Origin of the sequence: Nocardia asteroides, from assembly GCF_900637185.1 — a bacterium.
GTDB classification, from domain to species: Bacteria; Actinomycetota; Actinomycetes; order Mycobacteriales; family Mycobacteriaceae; genus Nocardia; species Nocardia asteroides.
This window is the reverse complement of the sequence record NZ_LR134352.1, coordinates 4733983-4753350: the sequence shown is the minus strand read 5'-3', so window position 1 is coordinate 4753350 and position 19368 is coordinate 4733983. Positions and strand designations below refer to the sequence as shown.

Below are 19368 nucleotides of genomic sequence, written 5' to 3'. Positions count from 1 at the left end.
CCCCTGAAGAATTGCTGACGGCGTGCGGTGTCGACCGCACCGTGATCGCTCCGGCTCGACCGGGTGGTCGCCGTCGCGCAAGCAAAATCCTGGCAGCACAGAGGATTTCGAGCAACCGATTCCGCGAAATTCGATTCGGCGAATTCCGATGGACAAAACCGGTCGGTCTCGGCCACCCGGCAATCGCCTGGCCACCACCCCACCGACCCGGCCCGGCACCGTCAAGCCGGGTTGGCGGACGGCGCCGCTCAGCCCACCGGCGCCGGTTCGCCCGGCATGCCTGCCAGGGTGAGGCCGCCCTCGATGGTGTTGGGGACGCGGCGGCGGTTCGGGGAGCCGAGGGCGGTGGTCAGGTCGCCGCCGTCGTGTTCGGCGAGCAGCTCGCCGCTGTCCCACACCAGCAGCGTCGCGCTGACGGTGTTCTCGGCGGTCGAGTGGGCGAGGTCGTAGTGGGCGCAGCCGGGGACGTGGCCGTAGGTGATCCACAGGTCGTAGCCGGTCATGAACAGGTCGAGGTCGAATTGCACACTCAGGCCCAGCAATTCGCTGCGGCCGTTGTCGTCGACGCCGGCGAACGCCTCGTCCAGCGCCAGCAGGCGCGGGGCCTGCGGGTCGGCGGAGTCGAGCATCACGTGCGCGGCCGCGAACAGCGGCAGGTGCAGCGACACCGACTGTTCGCCACCCGAGAGCGCGCTGTGCCGGGCCACGGTCAGCTTGTCCTCGCTGCCGTCACCGTTGATGAGGGTGAACGAGAAGACCCGCCAGGTGCGGTAATCCAGGGTGGCGGCCAGGATCTCGGGGTAGGACCGTTCGGGGTGGGCGGTGCGCGCGGCCCGGATCTCGGCGGCGAAGTGGGCGCGTACCGCGCCGAGGTCCTCCGGGCTCAGCGCGGCGGTGTCGCGGTCGAGCAGCTTGCACATGGCGCGGGCGGCCTCGGACTGGCCGTCGGCCAGTACCCAGTGCACGCCGATGGTGTTGCCCGAGGACATCCGGCGCTGCTTCATCTCCGCGCCCATCCGGGTGATGAGTTCGCGTGCGTCGCTGGTGCGTTCGTGGATCTGCTGGGCCAGGCCGGTGAGCAGCGCGTCCTCGAGGATGCGCCGTTCGGCGTCGGTGAGCAGCAGCTCCTGGTCGCGGCGGGCGGCGTCGATGCGGGCGGCGAAGTCGGCGAGGGCGGCCTGGCCGTTCTCGTCGTGCACGGCCACCACGGTGAGCCCGTCGGCGGCGTCCCAGTGCAGCCGGTAGTCGCGGCCCGACGCGGTGAGCGCGGCGTCGAACTCCTGCAGCGCGCTGGTCACCGCCGAGCGGGTGGACTTGCGCCCCGCCTCGGTGGCCTTGACCTGGGCCGTGGCGCGCTCGAGATCGACGTAGAGGGCGGCGACCTCGTCGGGCAGCACCACCGGATCGGTCTCCGGTCCCGCGGCCACGATGCGGTATTGCAGCTGGTCCGGGGTGGACCAGGCGGCGTCGGTGCTCGGCCAGCGATGCTCGACCGACGCGCCGAGCAGGCTGAGCAGGTCGGGCCGGGCGTAGGGCGCCAGCGAACGCACCTCCGCCAGCACCTCGGTGAGCGCGGTGGCCAGCGCCTCGTTGGCGGTGCGGTAGGCGGCCTCGGCGTCACCGACGGCTTCGATCGCGGCATTGGCGGCCTTGCGGGCGGCCCGCTGCTCGGCCTTGGCCGTCTCGATCGCGGCCCGGGCGGTCTCGAGTTCCCGGTCGATGTCGGCCGCGCCCGCGCCCAGCGCCTCCCGCAGCGTCTCCAGCTTGCGCTGCTGCTCGGCGACGCCGAGCCGTGCGGCCTCGGCCTCCTCCGCGAAGGCCTCGGCCAGGGCGCGCGCCTCGTCGTGCCGGTCGGCGCCCTCGCGTTCGCGTTCACGCTCGCGCTCGTGTTCGGCGCGCAGCCGCAGCAGACCGGTGCCGGTGTTCTCGAAATGCCGGATGGCGGCGGCCAGCGCGTCGAGTTCGCGCGCCTCGGTGGGCGTGCGGTGCGCTTGGGCGGTGGCGCGCAGCTTCTTGTCCATGGCGGTGGCCTCGCCGACCGCCTGATCGTGATCGCGTTCGGTCTGCGCGACCGCCTCGGATCGCGACCGCATGAGCCCGGCGGTTTCCGCGACCGCGCGCATGGCGCCGGTGATCGCCGACGGACGGGGCAGGGCTTTGACGGCGGCGCTGATACGCGCCGAGTCGGCGGTGGCCGAAGCCTGCTCTGCTTGAGCCGCCTCGACCTCGGTCGTGGCGGCCTCGATCGCCGCGTCGAGTTCGGCTTGCCGCAGTTCGCGGCGGCGGGCGCGCGCGGTCGCGCCGAGGAATTCGGCCTCGGTTTTCGTGTGGCGGCCCACGTGCAGGCCGTGATGGAAGATGCCGGCGGTGCCGATGACCGGGTGCCCCGAGGTGGCCGGGACGCCGCGGATCCCGTCCGCCGCAAGTGACTCGTCGACGGCGATCGAGGCGAGCACCCCGGCGACGAGCTCCGCCGGGATCGGCAGGTCGGCGGAATCGTCCTCGACGACGAGCAGATCGGCGAGCGTGCGACCGGCGGGGCGATCGGTGGCGGGCAGCGGGACCAGGTAGCGGACCCCGGCGGTGTCCGGGACCAGGGCCGGGTCGCAGATCCGGGCGTCCAGGAGTCCGGTGGCCTGCAGGGCGGCCTCGATGCCCGCGGCTTCGGCCGGGGTCACCGTGTCCGCGAAGCGGACCGCACGCCACAGCGGCGCGCCGGGGAGATCGTCGTGCGTGCGGGCATCGGTCGGGTGCGGTGGCGGCGCGTCGTCGCGTTCGGCGGCCACCTGCTCGCGCTCGGCGACCAGGGCCTCCCTGCGGGTGGTGGCCGCGGCGGCCCGGGACTTGGCTTCCTGCCTGCGGGTACGGATCCGGTCCTGGAGGGGCTCGCAGAACTCCGCGAGGACCTCGTGTGGTGACGGCGCGTCGTCGGTGCCCGCCGCGGCCAGCGCAGATTCCAGCGCGGCGAAGAGATCGCCGGTGGACCCGGGCTCGTCGGCGGGCGACGTGAACGCCGCGGCGTGGGTCTGCCACCAGGTACGCAGGGCGGCGGTGGATTCGGTGCGGGCGAGGGCGACCGCGGCTTCCGCGTGGGCCACCTCGGCGGCCGCGGCGTCGCGCAGCTCCACCGCGCGTTCGGCCAGGCGCTGGGCCCTGGTGCGGTCGGCGGCCAGGGATTCCCAGCGGCTCAACGCTTTTCGCACCGCGCGCACGTCGGCGTCGCGTTCCTCGGCGTGCCCGCGCACGGTGGCGGTGAGCTGGTCGCCGCGGCCGTCGGCGCCCGGCGCCGTCCACTCGATGCCCGCTTCCTCGGCGGCGGCGCGCAGCGCGTCCTCGCCGCGGACCAGCGCGGCCGCGGCGGTGCGGACCGCCTCGGCGGCCCGCTCGGCCTCCTCGGTGCGGCGCTGCAGCGTCTGGCCGGCCTCGGCGGCCTTGTCGCGGTGCACGGCGGCGGAGGTCTCGAGCCTGCGGACCGCGTCGGCGAGGTCGTCGAGCTGCTGTTTGCCCTCGTAGGCGCTGGAGCGTTGCAGGTTCTCGCGGTCGGCGATGGCCTGCTCGTAGGCGCGGTCGGCCTCCTCGGCCCTTACCTCGGCCGCGGTGCGGTCGGCGTCGCGGCGGGTGCGCAGCGCGGTCGCGGCGAACAGGGCGGTCGAGGCGTTGGTCACCGCGTCGAGCCGGGCGCGGACCTGGTCGACGTCCGTCTTCGCCTGTACCGCGAGGTATTTGCGGTACACGTCGACGAAGCGGCGGGTCGCGGTGTCGGCCTGCACCAGGCCGTCGAGGGTGCGCCCGACTTCCTCCATATCGCTGAAGGAGCGGGCCGCGTCCAGGATCAGCTGCTCGTCGAGCGGCCGCAGGCCGTCGGTGAGGGCCTGGGACAGCCCGCGCGGGTCGAGGTTCTTGGCCAGCTGCGGCCTGCGCAGCGTGAGGATCAGGTTGATCAGCTGGTCGTAGCGCTGCACGCCGAGCCCGAACATGCGCGCGTCGATGGCGGCGCGGTACTCCACCGGCCGGTCGACGATGGCGTCGCTGCCGATCTGCTCGGCCAGCTGCTTGCGGGTCAGCGGGCGATCGTCCGGGCCGATCAGCGAGAAGTCCACGCCCGCGCGGCCGTCGGCGACGAAATACCAGCGGGTCACCTTGTCCGAGGATCGGGTGGCGCGCATGCCGATGCCGACCGTGACGACCTCCGGATCGTCCCAGCTGCCGCGCGCGAACTCCATCCACACATACGAGTAGGCCGATTCCTGCTTGCGATACAGCAGATTCGACTTCATGGTGCGCTCTTCACCGGCGAACGGGTTGAGCCTGCGCGGCTCGATCCGCCCGTCCAGGACGAACGGGAACAGCACCTCGAGCGCCTTGGTCTTGCCCGAACCGTTCGGGCCGCGCAGCACCAGGCGGCCGTCGGCGAAGCAGAACTCCTGGTCGCGGTAGTCCCACAGGTTGACGATGCCCGCGCGGGTCGGGACGAAGCGCACTCCGCCGTGAATGAGCGACATCTCAGTTCCCTCCCGTTGCGGTGCCGTCGGTCTCGGCGGCCGTGACGAACAACTCCTCGGCCCGGCGGACCCGCACGGTGACCACCGCGCCCCGGTACCTGGCCAGCGCGGGCAGCACCAGCAGCCCACCCTCGACCGGCCGCACCAGCCGCAATCGGCTCAGCAGGCCGACGACCTCGGTGGTGAGCCCGCCGACATCGGCCTGCCACTGGGCGGCGAAGGTCGCGCCGTAGCGGTCGGTCAGCGCGGTGACGGTGCCGCGCACCCAGGCGTCCTCGAGGTACGGGTAGCCGGGAGGCTCCTCGTCACCGGCCTGTTCGTCGCCGGATTCGCCGGTGGCGTCGAGGGATTCGGTGTCCTCGGCGAGCGGGGCGAACACGCCCGCCGCCGGGATGGCGGCGTCGAGCTGGTCGAGCAGGGTGCTGGACGCGTCGGGCGCGGCCCGCAGCGGCAGCGGATGGTCGATGTCGAGCACCACGTCGGCGATCTCGCCGATCAGCAGCAGCGCCACCTGGGCGAGCGTGCCGGTGCCGGGGAACCGGGTGTCGGACAGTCGGCCCGAGGTGTCGATGAGCGCGACCCCCTCGGCCCGGCGCTCGGCCCGCAGCCCGGTGCAGTACTCGACCTCGCTCACCAGGTGGTCCTGGCCCAGCAGCGCGCGCTCGACCGGCGTGAGTTCGGCGAGGTACACGACCGGCCGTTCCACCAGCGCCCGGCGCACCCGGCGGGCCTGCTCGGCGGGCGCCTGCTCACTCTCGTCGGCCAGCAGGCCGCGCACGCTGTGCAGATGCTGCAGGGCGCGGGGCGGCCGGAACAGGGCGAAGACGACGGGCCGGTCGATGTCGTAGAGCGCCTCGCCGGCCTCGGGATCGCTGGCCCAGCCGCCGGCGTCGCCGTCGGCCAGCGTCAGCGCGCCCCGGGTACCCAGCCAGCCGACCGCGTCGACGAACGCGTCCCGGTCGGCGGCGCGCTCGGTGGACAGCTCCAGGCCGTCGACGCGGCTCGCGTAATCGGCCACGTGCTCGGCAAGTTCGGACAGCGTGATCTGGTCGCCCGCGCGGCCCAGCGCGGCCAGCGCCAGCGCCAGGTAGGCGTAGCGGCGGCGATCGAAGACCCGGTCGTTGACGCTGCGCGCGGGCTGGGAGTCGTCGAGGCGGTCGTGCACCGGATACAGCCGGGCCGTGGTCTCGGTGACCTCGAGCCGGTAGCCGAACAGTTCGGCCAGGTCCTCGCGCAGTTCGGTGGCCCAGCGCCGGATCAGCGGCAGCGCGATCCGGTCCGGGTAGACCCGGGTGACCAGGTGGTTGGCGAGCATCACCCGGGCCGCGCGCTGGTAGCTGTCCAGGGCGAGGGCGTCGATGCGGCGTTGCTGTCTCATCGCGGCGTCCCCCGCCGGGTCGTCGCGGTGACCTCGAGGCGGCGGTTGTTCAGGTGCAGCAGCCCGGCCGCGGTGCGGATGACCGTGGACCCGTCGCAGGGTCGCACCGTCAGTGTGACGCCGTTGTCGGAACCCGTTGTGCCGTCGACTTTTCCGCTCACCGGCACCCACGCGGTCGAGGCCGCGTCGAGCAGGCGCAGCAGCACCTCGGTCTCGCGCCGGTCCAGCACCCGCTCGTGCACGGCGCCGGTGGCCAGCGACGCCGCGGCCGCCGCGCGTTCCCGCTGCGCGGCCAGCTGGGCTTCGCGCAGCCGCCGGATACCGGCGTCGTTGCGCGCGATCCGGGCGGGCGCGCCCGCGCTCGGCGCGCGACCGGTTTCGGCGAGGGTGCGCGAGATCTCCAGCGGCGGTGCCTCCCACCAGGATCGGCCCGCGGGGATCAGGTCGGCGTCGGGATGCTCGAGCGCGAGATGACGCGGCCTGCCCAGCCCGAACACCGCGTCGTAGAGCGCGTGCGCGCTGCCCGTGGTGGGCGTGTCGACGAACCAGGCGGCCAGATGGCGCAGCGCCGATTCCCGGCTCACCCCGCCCCGGCGGGTCTCGGTGACCCGGCGCAGCAGCGACAGCACCGCGGCGATCGCGCTCATGGTGGCCTCGCGCAGCCGGTCGGCCTCGCACGTGTCGCTGGACTCGCCCCCGGTGGCGACGAACCAGGTGCGCAGGCCGTCCCAGCGTGAGCGCCAGTCGGCCTCCCGCTCGGCCGGGCTCAGCAGCACCCGCTCGTCGCAGCTCGCGGCCCGCGCGATCAGCTCCGCCACCCCGGTGTCCTCGACCTCACCGATCGCGGCCGCCAGCCGCGGCGCGAACCGGGCCAGATCCATGCTGAACTCGCGCATGTGCGCCAGCAACGCGTCCTTGTGCGCGAGAAAGGATTCCGGGGTGATCTCGGTGGTGCGCACCAGATCGCCCAGCGACAGGTAGAAGTGCGCGGCCCTGGCCGCCATGTCGGTGAGCGCGGCGTCGAGCCTGCGCAGCGTGGTGTAGACCCGCTCGGCGTCGCCGTCGCGATTGGCCGCGGCCAGGGTGCGCAGATCGGTGAGCAGTTCGGGCAGCACCAGCCGCGACAGCGACGCGTCGTCCATCCGGGCGGTGAGCACGCCCGCCACCGCCCGGTACGCCTGGAACCCGGCCTGGGCGAACTGGTAGACGTAGTGCCGGTTGCGGTACTCGGCCAGGGTGGCCGCCCTGGTGCCGTCGTAGCTGCGTTCCAGCACGCCCCAGCGGTGCAGCTGCTCGAGCAGCGGGCCGATCTCGCCCGCGGGCAGCGGCACGCCCGCGGGCGCGTCGCCGGTGTGGGTCTCGGCCCTGGCGATCCACTCGGCGACGTCGTCGGCGTGCAGCAACACCACGTAGGCGGCGCGGGCGCTGTCGAAGGCGCGCAGCACCCGCAGGTAGTCGGCCCGCTTCTCGGCGGTCGCGAACGAGAACAACCGCAGCCGCTCGTCCCACAGGGCGGGGACGGCGCTGGGCAGGCCGTCGGCGAGGTCGGTCACCGTAGACAGGTTAGTGGTGGCCGCCGCCGGCTCCGGGGGACCCGTCCCGGATCGGCGCGCCCCCGCCGCGTGGTAGGCCCCGCTCACCCGACGTTGAGCGTGCGCAGCTGTTCGAGGAAGGCCTGGGTCCGCGGGTCTCCGGGATAGCGTTCGATGATCTCCCTGGCCGCCTCGCCCGCGATCCACGCCAGCGACGGCAGCGAGCGCCTACCCGCGCCGAACGCCGCCACCCCTTCTTCGACGGCCCGTTCCAGGTCGCGGTCGCGCACCGCGACCACGGCCAGGGTGAGCCGGGCCTCCGACACCCGCATCGGGTTGCGGACACTGCCGTCGGGCCGGGTCGAGTCGCTGATCACCTGCTGGGCGTAGCGCTCGGCCAGCCGGTCCTGCCCGGCCACCCGGCAGCAGTCCATGGCGTAGAAGTCGAACTTCGTCGCGTCGACCACGAAGTGGTTGTCCAGCCCGGCCGGATATCCCATCCGCGACAGGATCGCCCTGCCCTCGTCGAGGGCGGTCTGCACGGCCCTGCGGTCGCCGAGCCGGGCCCAGCCCTTGGCCCGCTGGGCCGCCAGCTGCACCCCGACGCCCATCGACGAGGTGCCCGGCATGGCCTTCTCCGAGACGTCGATCGCGCCCCGGAAATTGCCCTGGGTCAGCGCGAACCAGGCCGACATCTCGGCCGCCCAGGCGGAGATCTCGATGTTGCCGGCCTCCCGGCCCAGCGAGTCCGCGGCCCGCCGGGTGGCCTCGGCGCCCGCCCGCCTGCCGAGGTCGTAGTCGACGCAACCGACCAGCAACGCCACCCAGCCCGCCAGCACCAGGATCTCCCGGTGCTGGCTCAGGGTGAGCCTGCCGTCGAGCAGCGAGGTGATCCGGCGCAGCCAGGCGGTGCCCTCGGCGTGCAGCTCGTGCGGGTCGGCGTAGGCGTACTCGCAGCACAGCCGTTCGGCGGTGATCCGCACCGCGTCCAGGGTGGCGCTGTTGACGTCGGACATCCGGAGCCTGCCGATGAACTCCAGGGTGTCCATACCCGTCGCCGATAACAGCTCGTCATCCCGGTTGGGCCGGGCCTTGGGGAAGAACGCGGCGGTGACGGTGTCGAACGCGGCCGCGATGATCGGCGCGTAGAACTCGTCGGGTCGCGATTCGCCGGACTCCCAGCGTCGCCAGTTGCGCAGCAGAGTACTGTCCGTGGGCAGGTTGTGGGAGGACTTGGCACGCATGGCGCGGACGGCATCGGCTTGCGACCACCCCCTCGCGTCACGTTCCGAACGCATCCGGACAGCCCAGACGGGTCGATCATCAGTTGCGGTCACGGCGGTAGTATCCCACCAGTTAACGTTCGGCGTCCCGAATAGGGCATGTAGATGTCATCGGCTTGACATCTGCTGCCGGCGGCCGCGAATACGCATGCTGTAAGCAGGTGCTCGGCCCGCAGACCGGACACCCGCTCTGCAGGAGAGCTTGCAGGGCAACGCAGTACCCCCGCGCCGCGTCCGGCGTGGCGCGGGGGGATCCGACAACAGAACAGCGATCCCAATCCAACGGAGGTTCGGGTGGAAGCGTTGATCTATGGATACTTGCGGGACGACCTGGCCGAAGGCCAGGGCGACCAATTGGAGGATGCCCTACGCACCCTCGCGCGCACCGCGGGGATGTGTTTCGCCGCGACGTTCCATGAATCGACCGCGGGTGACGGTGCGGCCTTCGCCGAGCTCACTCAGGAATTGAAGCGGGCCGACGCCCACCACGTGGTGGTGCCGTCACTCGATCACCTTGCCGGCCAGACGATCCCGCGCGACCTGCTGATCGCGAAGCTGGCGCACGAGGCGGCCGCCCAGGTCCTGACCCTGGAGCGCTAGCCGTGGCAGGTTCCGCCGGCACAGAACCACCATCCTGGTAGCGGCCGCTCCGGCCGCGAGGCAGGCGAACAACGCGAGCAGGCGCTGGTCGCCGAACACCGGATACACCTGCCAGTGCAGCAGGTACGCGAACAACGAGCTGTCGGCCACCGCCACCGCCACCACGGCGAGGACGGCGGGCACGCGCAGCGCGGGCAGCCACACCAGCAGCAGGATGCCCGCCATCACCAGGCGTTCCCGATCGGTGACGCCGAAATACCCTGGAACACTTGCCAGCAGCACGGCGCTGACGACGAGCCGCTGCCAGACAGCCGTCGCCTTCGCTCCGGCCCAGCCGAGAACGAAGTACCAACAGGCCAGCGGTGACAACGGGATATCGCGAGGGGGATAGAGCCCGAACGATTGCCACCGCACGACCAGCGTCATACCCAGCACGGCCAGCGCGAACCAGAACGGCGCCCGCCGCTCCCAGCGGTCGAGCCGGGGGATCCGGATCAGCAGCGCCGCGGCCACCGTGCAGTAGAGCAGGACCTCCAGGAACCACAGATGCCCCGCCGTGTCGTTGCGCGGGCCGAGGATCTTGTTGAGCAGCAGCACATTCTGCCAGCTGTAGTAGCCGGGTTGCCAGACCATGGTGAGCAGCACCCACAGCGCGGTCGGCACCGCGATCATCGCCACCGCGCGGCCGGTGTGCCGCAACCGCCGCGCCGCCGGTGCCGCGGTCACCGCGAACCGGGCGAAGTTGTAGCCGGCCACCGCCAGCAGCACGTGCGCCGCGCCCCACACCTCGAACAGCTGGATGTGCGAGCCGAGGATGAGCACGATGCCCAGCGCGCGCAGCGCGGTACCGGTGTCGAGCGACCGGCCCAGCCCGGTCCGGCCGCGCGGGACACGCTCCAGCTGGGCGATCGGCTGTTGCGGCCAGTCCCGCGGCAGCCTGCCGACGATCCGCTCCAGCCGGGCCGCGGTGGTCACATAGCTGAGCGAATTGCCGCCCAGTTCCACGAAACTGGACTCCCTGGTGACGCGGTCGACGGGGATCGCCAGCGCGTCGGCGTAGATGGAACGGATATCGGCGCCGCCATCCTGGTCCGGCGCCAGCGTACGCACCGCGGGGTAGTCGATCTTGCCGTTGGCGAGGCGGGGCAGTTCGGCCACGGTCGCCACCGCGATGGCGCTCGCGGGTAGCCCGGACACCCGTGCGATGACGGCGGTGGGATCGCCGGTGCCGGCGTGGTCGACCGCGGCGATCAGGCGGGTGCCGTCGTCGGCGCAGGCCGCGGTGAAACCGGCGGCCGCGAGCTCGGATTCGACCCGGCCCAGGTCGATGCGCAGCCCGAACAGCTTCGCGAACCGGCTGCGCCTGCCCACCACCTGATAGAGGCCGTCGCCGGTGCGCCGCGCCAGATCGCCGGTGCGCAACGCCTCGACCGTGCGGCCCAGCGCCAGGTCGGCGGGCTCGCGCGCGTACCCGAGCATCACGTTGGGACCGTGGTAGACCAGTTCGTCGGCGGTGCCGTCGTCGACCGGATCCAGCGTGAAATGCCCGCCCGGCACCGGGATTCCGATGCAGTCGGGATGCTCGGCGGCGAGTTCCGGTGGCAGATAGGCCATCCGGGCCGTGGCCTCGGTCTGGCCGTACATGACGAAGAACCGCCAGCCCGCCGCCGTGCCCAGGCGCGCGTAGGCGCGCACCCGGGCCGGGTCGAGCCTGCCGCCCGCCTGGGTCACGTATCGCAGATCCGGCAGCGACATCTCGGCGAAACCGATCCGGTCCAGCATGTCCACCGTGTACGGGACGGCGGCGAAGGAGGTGGCCCGGTGCGCCCGGAACTCGTCCCAGAACTCCGGTTCGAGCACCGAGCGGTCGGTGAGCAGCAGGCTCGCGCCGCGCAGCAGATGGCTGTGCACCACCGACAGCCCGTAGCAGTAGAACAGCGGCAACGTGGTCGCCGCCCGGTCGGCGGGGCCGATCGCGAGGTATTCGGCGATCGACTCGGCATTGGCCAGCAGATTCCGTGCCGAGAGCCGCACCAGCTTCGGCGACCCGGTCGAACCCGACGTGCTCAGCAGCAGCGCCAGCTCCGGATGCAGCCGGTGCGCCGACCGTGCGCGCTCGGACACGACCCGCCCACCCTCGACGACGACGTCCGGGTCGTAGGTTGCCCCGAGTTCACCGGTGAGCTCCTCGGTCAGCAACACCACACAGCCCGCGTCCAGCGCGCCGAGGTAGGCCACGAGCGAGCCGAGATCGTTGCCCGCGGCCAGCGCCACCAGCCGCCGCTCGGGACCCAAGCGCTCGGAGAAAGCCGCGACCAGGTCCGCGAGCTGGGCATAGGTGACCCGATCCAGGGTGTGCGCGTCGGTGGACGGCTGCCGGTGCAGCACCGCGATCCGCTCGTCGAAACCCCGGAGATGCGCGACGATCGGGTGGTTCGGCACCCGCAGCAGTCTAGGTGCCGGTCCGGGCGATGTCCGGGAGTTACCGGCGTGGCGAACTCCCGGTGAACCCGATCAGAGCCCGAAACTGCCCGGACCGCGCCGCCGCAGGTACTTCTCGAACTCCGCCGCGATCGCATCGCCGTCGATCTTGGCCATCGTCTCGTTGAGATCGGTCGCCGCGTCGCCGCGCTCCTCGAGCGAGCGCACGTACTCGTTGATCTCCTCGTCGCCGACGGTCATCTCGTTGACCGCCGCCTCCCACTCCTCGGCCTGTTTGGGCAGCTCACCGAGCGGAACCTCGATGTCGAGCACCTCCTCGACCCGGTGCAGCAGCGCGATGGTGGCCTTCGGGTTCGGCGGCTGCGACACGTAGTGCGGCACCGCCGCCCAGAACGACACCGCGGGCACCCCGGCCTTGACGCACTGGTCCTGCAGCACCCCGGTGATCCCGGTGGGCCCCTCGTACCGGGTCTGCTCCAGGCTGAACCGCTCGGCCGCCTCGGGGCTGTACGCCGATCCGGTGACCGGCACCGGACGCGTGTGCGGCGTGTCGGCGAGCAACGCGCCGAGGATCACCACGGTCTCCACGCCCAGCTGCTCGATGAACTCCAGCAGGTCGTTGCAGAAACTGCGCCACCGCATATTGGGCTCGATGCCGCGCAACAGCACCACGTCGCGGTCGCTCCCGGGCGGCGAGCACACCGACAGCATCGTCGAGGGCCACTGGATCTCCCTGGTCACCCCGTCCACCTGGCGGACCGTCGGGCGGTTGACCTGGTAGTCGTAGTAGTCCTCGGAATCGAGTTCGGCGAGCGGCTCGGCGTCCCAGATCAACTCCAGATGTTCGACCGCGCCACTGGCCGCGTCACCGGCGTCGTTCCAGCCCTCGAAGGCCGCGACCAGCACGGGATTGCGCAACGTCGGCAGTTCCGTCTCGGGGGTTTCACTGGCATCCACCCGGTCAGCCTAGTGTCTTGCGCGAATTGTTTTGCGGTGACCGGCGCTGTTGCGTGTTTCCCGCGCCGGCTGTGTCCGGCGCCACTCGTATCACCCACATGGTCCTGCGCGTCGGGGCCGCCCATTAGTCTTGAATCATGTCTGCGTCCTTGCCCACCGGGTTCGATACCACGCTCCTCGACACGCTCCGGCGGCGTGTCGTCATCGGCGACGGCGCGATGGGCACGATGTTGCAGGCCGCGGACCTCACGCTCGACGATTTCCGTGGCCTCGAGGGATGCAACGAGATCCTCAACGACACCCGCCCCGACGTGCTGCGCGCGATCCACCGCGCCTACTTCGAGGCAGGCGCCGACGCCGTGGAGACCAACACCTTCGGCTGCAACCTGCCCAACCTGGCCGACTACGACATCGCCGACCGGATCCGCGACCTGTCCGAGCGCGGCACCCGCCTGGCCCGCGAGGTCGCCGACGAGATGGGCCCGTCCGCCGACGGTACCCCGCGCTACGTGCTCGGCTCCATGGGACCGGGTACCAAGCTGCCCACGCTGGGCCACGCCCCGTTCGTCGCGCTGCGCGATGCCTACACCGAGGCGGCGCTGGGCATGCTCGACGGTGGCGCCGACGCCATCCTGGTCGAGACCTGCCAGGACCTGCTGCAGGTCAAGGCCGCGATCACCGGCAGCAGGCGGGCCATGGTGGCCGCGGGCCGCCGGATCCCGATCATCACCCACGTCACCGTGGAGACCACCGGCACCATGCTGGTCGGCAGCGAGATCGGCGCGGCACTGACCGCGCTCGAACCGCTGGGCATCGACATGATCGGCCTGAACTGCGCCACCGGTCCCGACGAGATGAGCGAGCACCTGCGGCACCTGTCGCGGCACTCCCAGATCCCGGTGTCGGTGATGCCGAACGCCGGTCTGCCGGTGCTCGGCGCCAACGGCGCGGAGTACCCGCTGACCCCGGAGGAGCTCGCGGTCGCGATGAGCGGCTTCGTCTCGGAGTTCGGGCTCTCGCTGGTCGGCGGCTGCTGCGGTACCACGCCCGAGCACATCCGGCAGGTCGCCGAGGCGGTCCGCGCGACCGAGGCCACGCTGCCGCCGATCGAGGCGCGCCGCACGCCCGCGCACGAGCCCGCCGTGTCGAGCATGTACACCGCGGTCCCGTTCGAGCAGGACGCCTCGATCCTGATGATCGGTGAGCGCACGAATGCCAACGGCTCCAAGGCATTCCGCGAGGCCATGCTGGCCGAGGACTGGCAGCGCTGCCTGGAGATCGCCAAGGACCAGACCCGCGACGGCGCGCACATGCTCGACCTGTGCGTCGACTACGTGGGCCGCGACGGTACCCGGGACATGAACGAGCTGGCCTCGCGCCTGGCCACCGCCTCGACCCTGCCGATCATGCTCGACTCCACCGAACCGCCGGTGCTGCAGGCCGGTCTGGAGCACCTGGGTGGCCGCTGCGCGGTGAACTCGGTGAACTACGAGGACGGCGCGGGCCCGGATTCGCGCTTCCAGCAGATCATGCGGCTGGTGTCCGAGCACGGTGCCGCCGTCGTCGCGCTGACCATCGACGAGGAGGGCCAGGCCCGCACCGCCGAGACCAAGGTCGCCATCGCCGAGCGGCTGATCGAAGACATCACCACCAACTGGGGCCTGCTCGAGTCCGACATCATCGTCGACACCCTGACCTTCACCCTCGGCACCGGCCAGGAGGAGTCGCGCCGCGACGGCCTGGAGACCATCGAGGCCATCCGCGAGCTCAAGCGCCGCCACCCCGACGTGCAGACCACCCTGGGTCTGTCCAACATCTCCTTCGGCCTGAACCCCGCCGCCCGGCAGGTGCTGAACTCGGTGTTCATGCACGAATGTGTCGAAGCCGGCCTGGATTCGGCGATCGTGCACGCCTCCAAGATCCTGCCGATCAGCCGGATCCCGGAGGAGCAGCGCCAGACCGCGCTGGACCTGGTCTACGACCGCCGCACCGAGGACTACGACCCGCTGCAGAAGCTGATGGCGCTGTTCGAGGGCGTCTCGACCGCGTCGTCGAAGGCTTCCCGCGCCGAGGAACTGGCCGCGCTGCCGCTGTTCGAACGGCTCGAGCGGCGCATCGTCGACGGCGAGCGCAACGGCCTCGACACCGACCTCGACGAGGCCATGCAGACGGTGCCGCCGCTGCAGATCATCAACGAGACGCTGCTGTCGGGCATGAAGACCGTCGGTGAGCTGTTCGGCTCGGGCCAGATGCAGCTGCCGTTCGTGCTGCAGTCGGCCGAGGTGATGAAAACCGCGGTGGCGCACCTGGAACCGCACATGGAGGCCACCGACGACTCCGGCAAGGGCCGGATCGTGCTGGCCACCGTGAAGGGCGACGTCCACGACATCGGCAAGAACCTGGTCGACATCATCCTGTCCAACAACGGCTACGAGGTGGTCAACCTCGGCATCAAGCAGCCGATCGCCACCATCCTCGACGCCGCCCAGGACAAGAAGGCCGACGTGATCGGCATGTCCGGGCTGCTGGTGAAGTCGACCGTGGTGATGAAGGAGAACCTCGAGGAGCTCAACGCCAAGGGCGTGGCCGAACAGTTCCCGGTGCTGCTCGGTGGCGCCGCGCTGACCCGCTCCTATGTGGAGAACGACCTCACCGCCGTCTACGCGGGCGAGGTGCACTACGCCCGCGACGCGTTCGAGGGCCTGCGCCTGATGGACGAGATCATGACCGTCAAGCGCGGCGGTGGCCTGGATCCCGACAGCCCGGAGGCCATCGCGGCCAAGGAGAAGGCCGCCGAGCGCAAGGCCAGGCACGAGCGGTCCAAGCGGATCGCCGCCGAACGCAAAGCCGCCGAGGTGCCGGTGGAGGTGCCCGAGCGCTCCGACGTCGCCGCCGACCTGCCGGTCCCGACGCCGCCGTTCTGGGGCACCCGGGTGGTGAAAGGCCTGCCGCTGCAGGAGTATTCGGGTCTGCTCGACGAGCGGGCGCTGTTCCTGGGCCAGTGGGGCCTGCGTGGACAGCGCAGCGGGGACGGCCCCTCCTACGAGGAGCTCGTGGAGACCGAGGGCAGGCCGCGGCTGCGGGCCTGGCTCGACCGGCTCGCCACCGAGGGCGTGCTGCAGCACGCCGCCGTCGTCTACGGGTACTTCCCGGCGGTGTCGGAGGGCGACGAGGTCATCGTGCTGACCGAGCCGGATCCCGATGCGCCGGAACGGTACCGGTTCACCTTCCCGCGCCAGCAGCGCGACCGGTTCCTGTGTATCGCCGACTTCATCCGCTCGCGGGAGCGGGCGCGCGAGACCGGCCAGGTCGACGTGCTGCCGTTCCAGCTGGTCACCATGGGCCAGCCGATCGCCGACTTCGCCAACGCGCTGTTCGCCGGGGACAACTACCGCGACTACCTCGAGGTGCACGGCATCGGCGTGCAGCTCACCGAGGCGCTGGCCGAGTACTGGCACCGCCGGGTGCGCGAAGAGCTCACGCTGGACGGGCATTCGGTCGCCGACGACGATCCGGCCGACATCCAGGACTACTTCAAGCTCGGCTATCGCGGTGCCAGGTACTCCTTCGGCTACGGCGCCTGCCCGGAGCTCGAGGACCGGGCCAAGCTGGTGGACCTGCTCGAGGCGAGCCGGGTCGGGGTGACGCTGTCGGAGGAGCTGCAGCTGCATCCGGAGCAGTCCACCGACGCGTTCGTGCTGCTGCATCCGGAAGCGAAATACTTCAACGCCTGAGACACTGGCAGACGACGGTGCATCGGACCGGTCCTCGCGGGACCGGTCCGATGTCGTTGTGCCGGTTGTGAGTCTGGTCACGAAGCCGCCGTGTGTGCACTGGCCACGGCGATCTCCGGGCCGGGCAAAGCAGTTCAGCACGTAGGATTTTCGGAAGTTTCATCCCGCTGTGGCGCGGAGGGCTGGACGACTCGGCGGTATGCAGGAGGGGCACACGTTATGACATCGGATCGGTTGATCGCGGGACGCTATCGACTCACCGACCCGATCGGCACGGGCGCGATGGGGGTCGTGTGGCGCGCCACCGACGTCCGGCTGCGTCGCACGGTCGCGGTCAAGCAGCTGCTGCTGGCACCGGGACTCACCGGTTCGCAGGCGCTGGAGGCGAAACTGCGGGCCATGCGCGAAGGCCGGATCGCGGCCCGCCTGCACCACCCCAACGCCATCACCGTCTTCGACGTCGCCGAGGAAGACGGCCAGCCCTGGCTGGTCATGGAATACATGAACGCGCCGAGCCTCGCCGTGAAGCTGGCGGGCGGGGCGACGCTGCCGCCGCTCGAGGTGGCCGGGATCGGCGCCCAGGCCGCCGCGGCGCTGTCGGCCGCGCACGACGCCGGGATCATGCACCGCGACGTGAAGCCGGCCAACCTGCTCGTCGGCGACGACGGCACCGTCAAGCTCACCGACTTCGGGATCTCGCACGCCACCGGCGATGTCACCGTCACCGCCACTGGTTTCCTGGCGGGCACCCCCGCGTATCTGGCGCCCGAGATCGCCCGTGGCGACGATCCGAAACCGGCCGCCGACGTGTTCGCGCTCGGCTCCACCCTCTACGCGGCCGTGGAGGGCGCGCCACCGTTCGGCGAGGGCGACAACCCCCTGGCGGTGCTGCACGCCGTGGCCAGGGGAGTGGTGCCCGAGCCGAAGCAGGCCGGCTCGCTCGGGCCGGTGCTGATGTGGCTGCTGACCGCGTCGGCCGACGACCGCCCGACCATGGCGCAGGCCCGCAAGGCGCTGGAAGACGTGGCGGCGGGCCGGATTCCGGCACTGCCCGCCACGGCGACGAAAGTGCTGCCGCTGAGCGAGTCGGCCACGACGGTGCTGCCGCAGCAGGCCGCGCCCGCGGGTGCGACGGCGGCCAAGGGCGGCGCTGCCGCGCTGCTGGGCGGTGGCCTGGCGCTGGCCAAGGCGGCCAGGTCCGCGATCACGGGTGGGTCGTCCGCCGCCGGAACAGCGGGCCCGGCGGGTGGTGCGGACGCGGCACCGTCGCGAGCACCGCGCGGCGACGATCCGCAGCGCCACGACGTCCAGGACGACGTGCGCGGTGAGGAGCGCGCGCTGTCGCCGTCCGGGCCGCCCCCGGTCGTCCCGGCTGCGCCCGCGCGCACCGACCCGCCGAACAACAGCCGGGCCATCCTGCTGCTCGCCGCCGCCGTCGCGGCGTTCACGGTGATGCTGGTCGTACTGGTGGTCACCCGGGACCGGGGCGCCGATCCCGCGCAGCAGGCCGCGGATCCGGTCACCGTCACCACGGTGGTCGACGGCAAGGTGAGCACCGTGGTGATCGTGCCGGAGCAGGAGACGGTCACCGTGTCCGCGCCGCCGCCGTCCGGGCCGACCACCCCGGGCGCCACCTCCGGCGCCGCGCCGACGAGCACCTCGGGCAAGCCGACCGCCACCCCGAGTCCGACCACCACCACGATCACCACCACCCCGTTCGGCCCGCCTACCCCGGACAAGATCAACCAGTTCATCGCCGGGTACTACGGCATGCTGCCGGGCAACATCGGCGGCGCCTGGGCCCAGCTCGCCCCCGGCTATCAGGCCCAGACCGGCGGCTTCGGCGAGTACTCCAGGTTCTGGTCGTCGGTGCGGTCGGTGACGGTCGGCTCGATCACGCCCAGCGGGGAGAACCGGGCCGTCGTGTCGCTGACCTACCAGCTCGCCAACGGCACCGTGACCTCGGAGAACCGGTGGATCCAGGTCGCCGGGACGGGCGCCGGCCTGCAGATCGCCGGATCGGGCGTCTGACTCGCCCGCTACCCTGGATCCGGCTCCGGCGCCCGCCGGCCGACCCCGACGTGACGAGAACGAGGCGAGAATCAGGTGAGCGCGCGACCGGCCGCGGTGCTGTGGGACATGGACGGCACGCTGCTCGACTCGGAGAAGCTGTGGGACATCGCGGTCCGGGAACTGGCCAGGGAGCACGGCCGGGAGCTGACCGACGAGGTCCGGCACGCGCTGATCGGCGCCTCCGGGCCGAACGCGCTGCGGATGCTGTTCGACGGCATCGGCGTCGACGCGACCGTGCCGATGCTCGCCGAGGCGGGGGAGTTCCTCGAACGCCGGGTCACCGAACTCATGCTCGGCCCGATCCCGTGGCGGCCCGGCGCCAAGGACGCGCTCGCCATGGTGCGCGCCGCCGGGATGCGCTGCGCGCTGGTGACCAACACCAAGCGCTCGCTCACCGAATACGGGCTCGACACGCTCGGGCGCGACTTCTTCGACACCTCGGTCTGCGGTGACGAAGTGGCGCACGGCAAACCCGACCCCGCCATCTACCGCAGGGCCGCCGACCTGCTCGGCGTCGACCCGCTCGCGTGTGTGGCGATCGAGGATTCGCCCACCGGCGCACTCGCGGCACAGGGGGCGGGCTGTGGGCTGATCGTGATTCCGTGCGAAATCGCGGTTCCCGAGGCGCCGGGGCGGGTATTCCGGGAGTCACTGGTGGGTTTGTCGGTCGCCGATCTGACCGCCGCGCTCGTGGCGCGGGACGAACATTTCGGCAGCGCAGCGAGATAGGGCGCAATAGCCTACCGTGATTGTTTCGCGATCGCGGTGAAACTTTCGAAAACTGTTGTCGCACAGCACAATCCGGCCGACTGTGATCTGCTCGGGATAGGCCGGATTTGCCGAAACCCTGGGCGTGTCGGCGAGAAT

10 protein-coding genes are annotated in these 19368 nt (G+C 71.6%); 4 read left to right on the top strand and 6 right to left on the bottom strand.

Going from position 1 to position 19368, the window contains the following annotated elements; all coding sequences use genetic code 11:
- Positions 1–248 precede the first annotated feature (248 nt).
- From EL493_RS22190 to EL493_RS22175, 4 genes are all read right to left on the bottom strand, one after another.
- Complete coding sequence (locus tag EL493_RS22190; protein WP_019047534.1) at positions 249–4502, bottom strand: TIGR02680 family protein; 4254 nt, start codon at positions 4500–4502, stop codon at positions 249–251.
- A gap of 1 nt (position 4503) precedes the next feature.
- On the bottom strand, positions 4504–5880 hold the full coding sequence (locus EL493_RS22185; protein WP_019047533.1) for a TIGR02678 family protein: 1377 nt from the start codon (positions 5878–5880) through the stop codon (positions 4504–4506).
- Positions 5877–7433: a TIGR02677 family protein gene (locus EL493_RS22180; protein ID WP_019047532.1), complete on the bottom strand. Its 1557-nt coding sequence runs from the start codon at positions 7431–7433 to the stop codon at positions 5877–5879. The genes EL493_RS22185 and EL493_RS22180 overlap by 4 nt, the downstream gene beginning before the upstream one ends.
- Positions 7434–7516: 83 nt before the next feature.
- Positions 7517–8656: a hypothetical protein gene (locus EL493_RS22175; RefSeq protein WP_019047531.1), complete on the bottom strand. Its 1140-nt coding sequence runs from the start codon at positions 8654–8656 to the stop codon at positions 7517–7519.
- 333 nt (positions 8657–8989) lie between these two features.
- Here EL493_RS22175 and EL493_RS22170 point away from each other — a divergent pair, with 333 nt between their 5' ends.
- Entirely contained in the window at positions 8990–9295 is a 306-nt protein-coding gene (locus EL493_RS22170; protein ID WP_022566773.1) for a hypothetical protein, read from the top strand.
- Here EL493_RS22170 and EL493_RS22165 read toward each other — a convergent pair.
- Positions 9197–11737 (bottom strand): AMP-binding protein, encoded by a 2541-nt coding sequence (locus EL493_RS22165; protein WP_019047530.1) that lies wholly within the window; start codon positions 11735–11737, stop codon positions 9197–9199. The two genes, EL493_RS22170 and EL493_RS22165, sit on opposite strands and share 99 nt — an antisense overlap.
- Before the next feature lie 72 nt (positions 11738–11809).
- Positions 11810–12694: a PAC2 family protein gene (locus tag EL493_RS22160; RefSeq protein ID WP_019047529.1), complete on the bottom strand. Its 885-nt coding sequence runs from the start codon at positions 12692–12694 to the stop codon at positions 11810–11812.
- A 137-nt stretch (positions 12695–12831) separates the two neighbouring features.
- Between EL493_RS22160 and metH the strand changes: the two genes are divergently transcribed.
- The 3 genes from metH (at position 12832) to EL493_RS22145 (ending at position 19230) form a co-directional block, all read left to right on the top strand.
- A complete protein-coding gene (gene metH / locus EL493_RS22155; protein WP_030203754.1) occupies positions 12832–16428 on the top strand; it encodes a methionine synthase in 3597 nt (1198 codons plus the stop codon).
- Between the two features lie 219 nt (positions 16429–16647).
- Complete coding sequence (locus EL493_RS22150) at positions 16648–18459, top strand: serine/threonine-protein kinase (RefSeq protein WP_022566774.1); 1812 nt, start codon at positions 16648–16650, stop codon at positions 18457–18459.
- Positions 18460–18534: 75 nt separating this feature from the next.
- Positions 18535–19230, top strand: coding sequence for an HAD family hydrolase (locus tag EL493_RS22145; protein ID WP_019047526.1), 696 nt, complete (start codon positions 18535–18537; stop codon positions 19228–19230).
- The last annotated feature ends 138 nt before the right edge of the window (positions 19231–19368 follow it).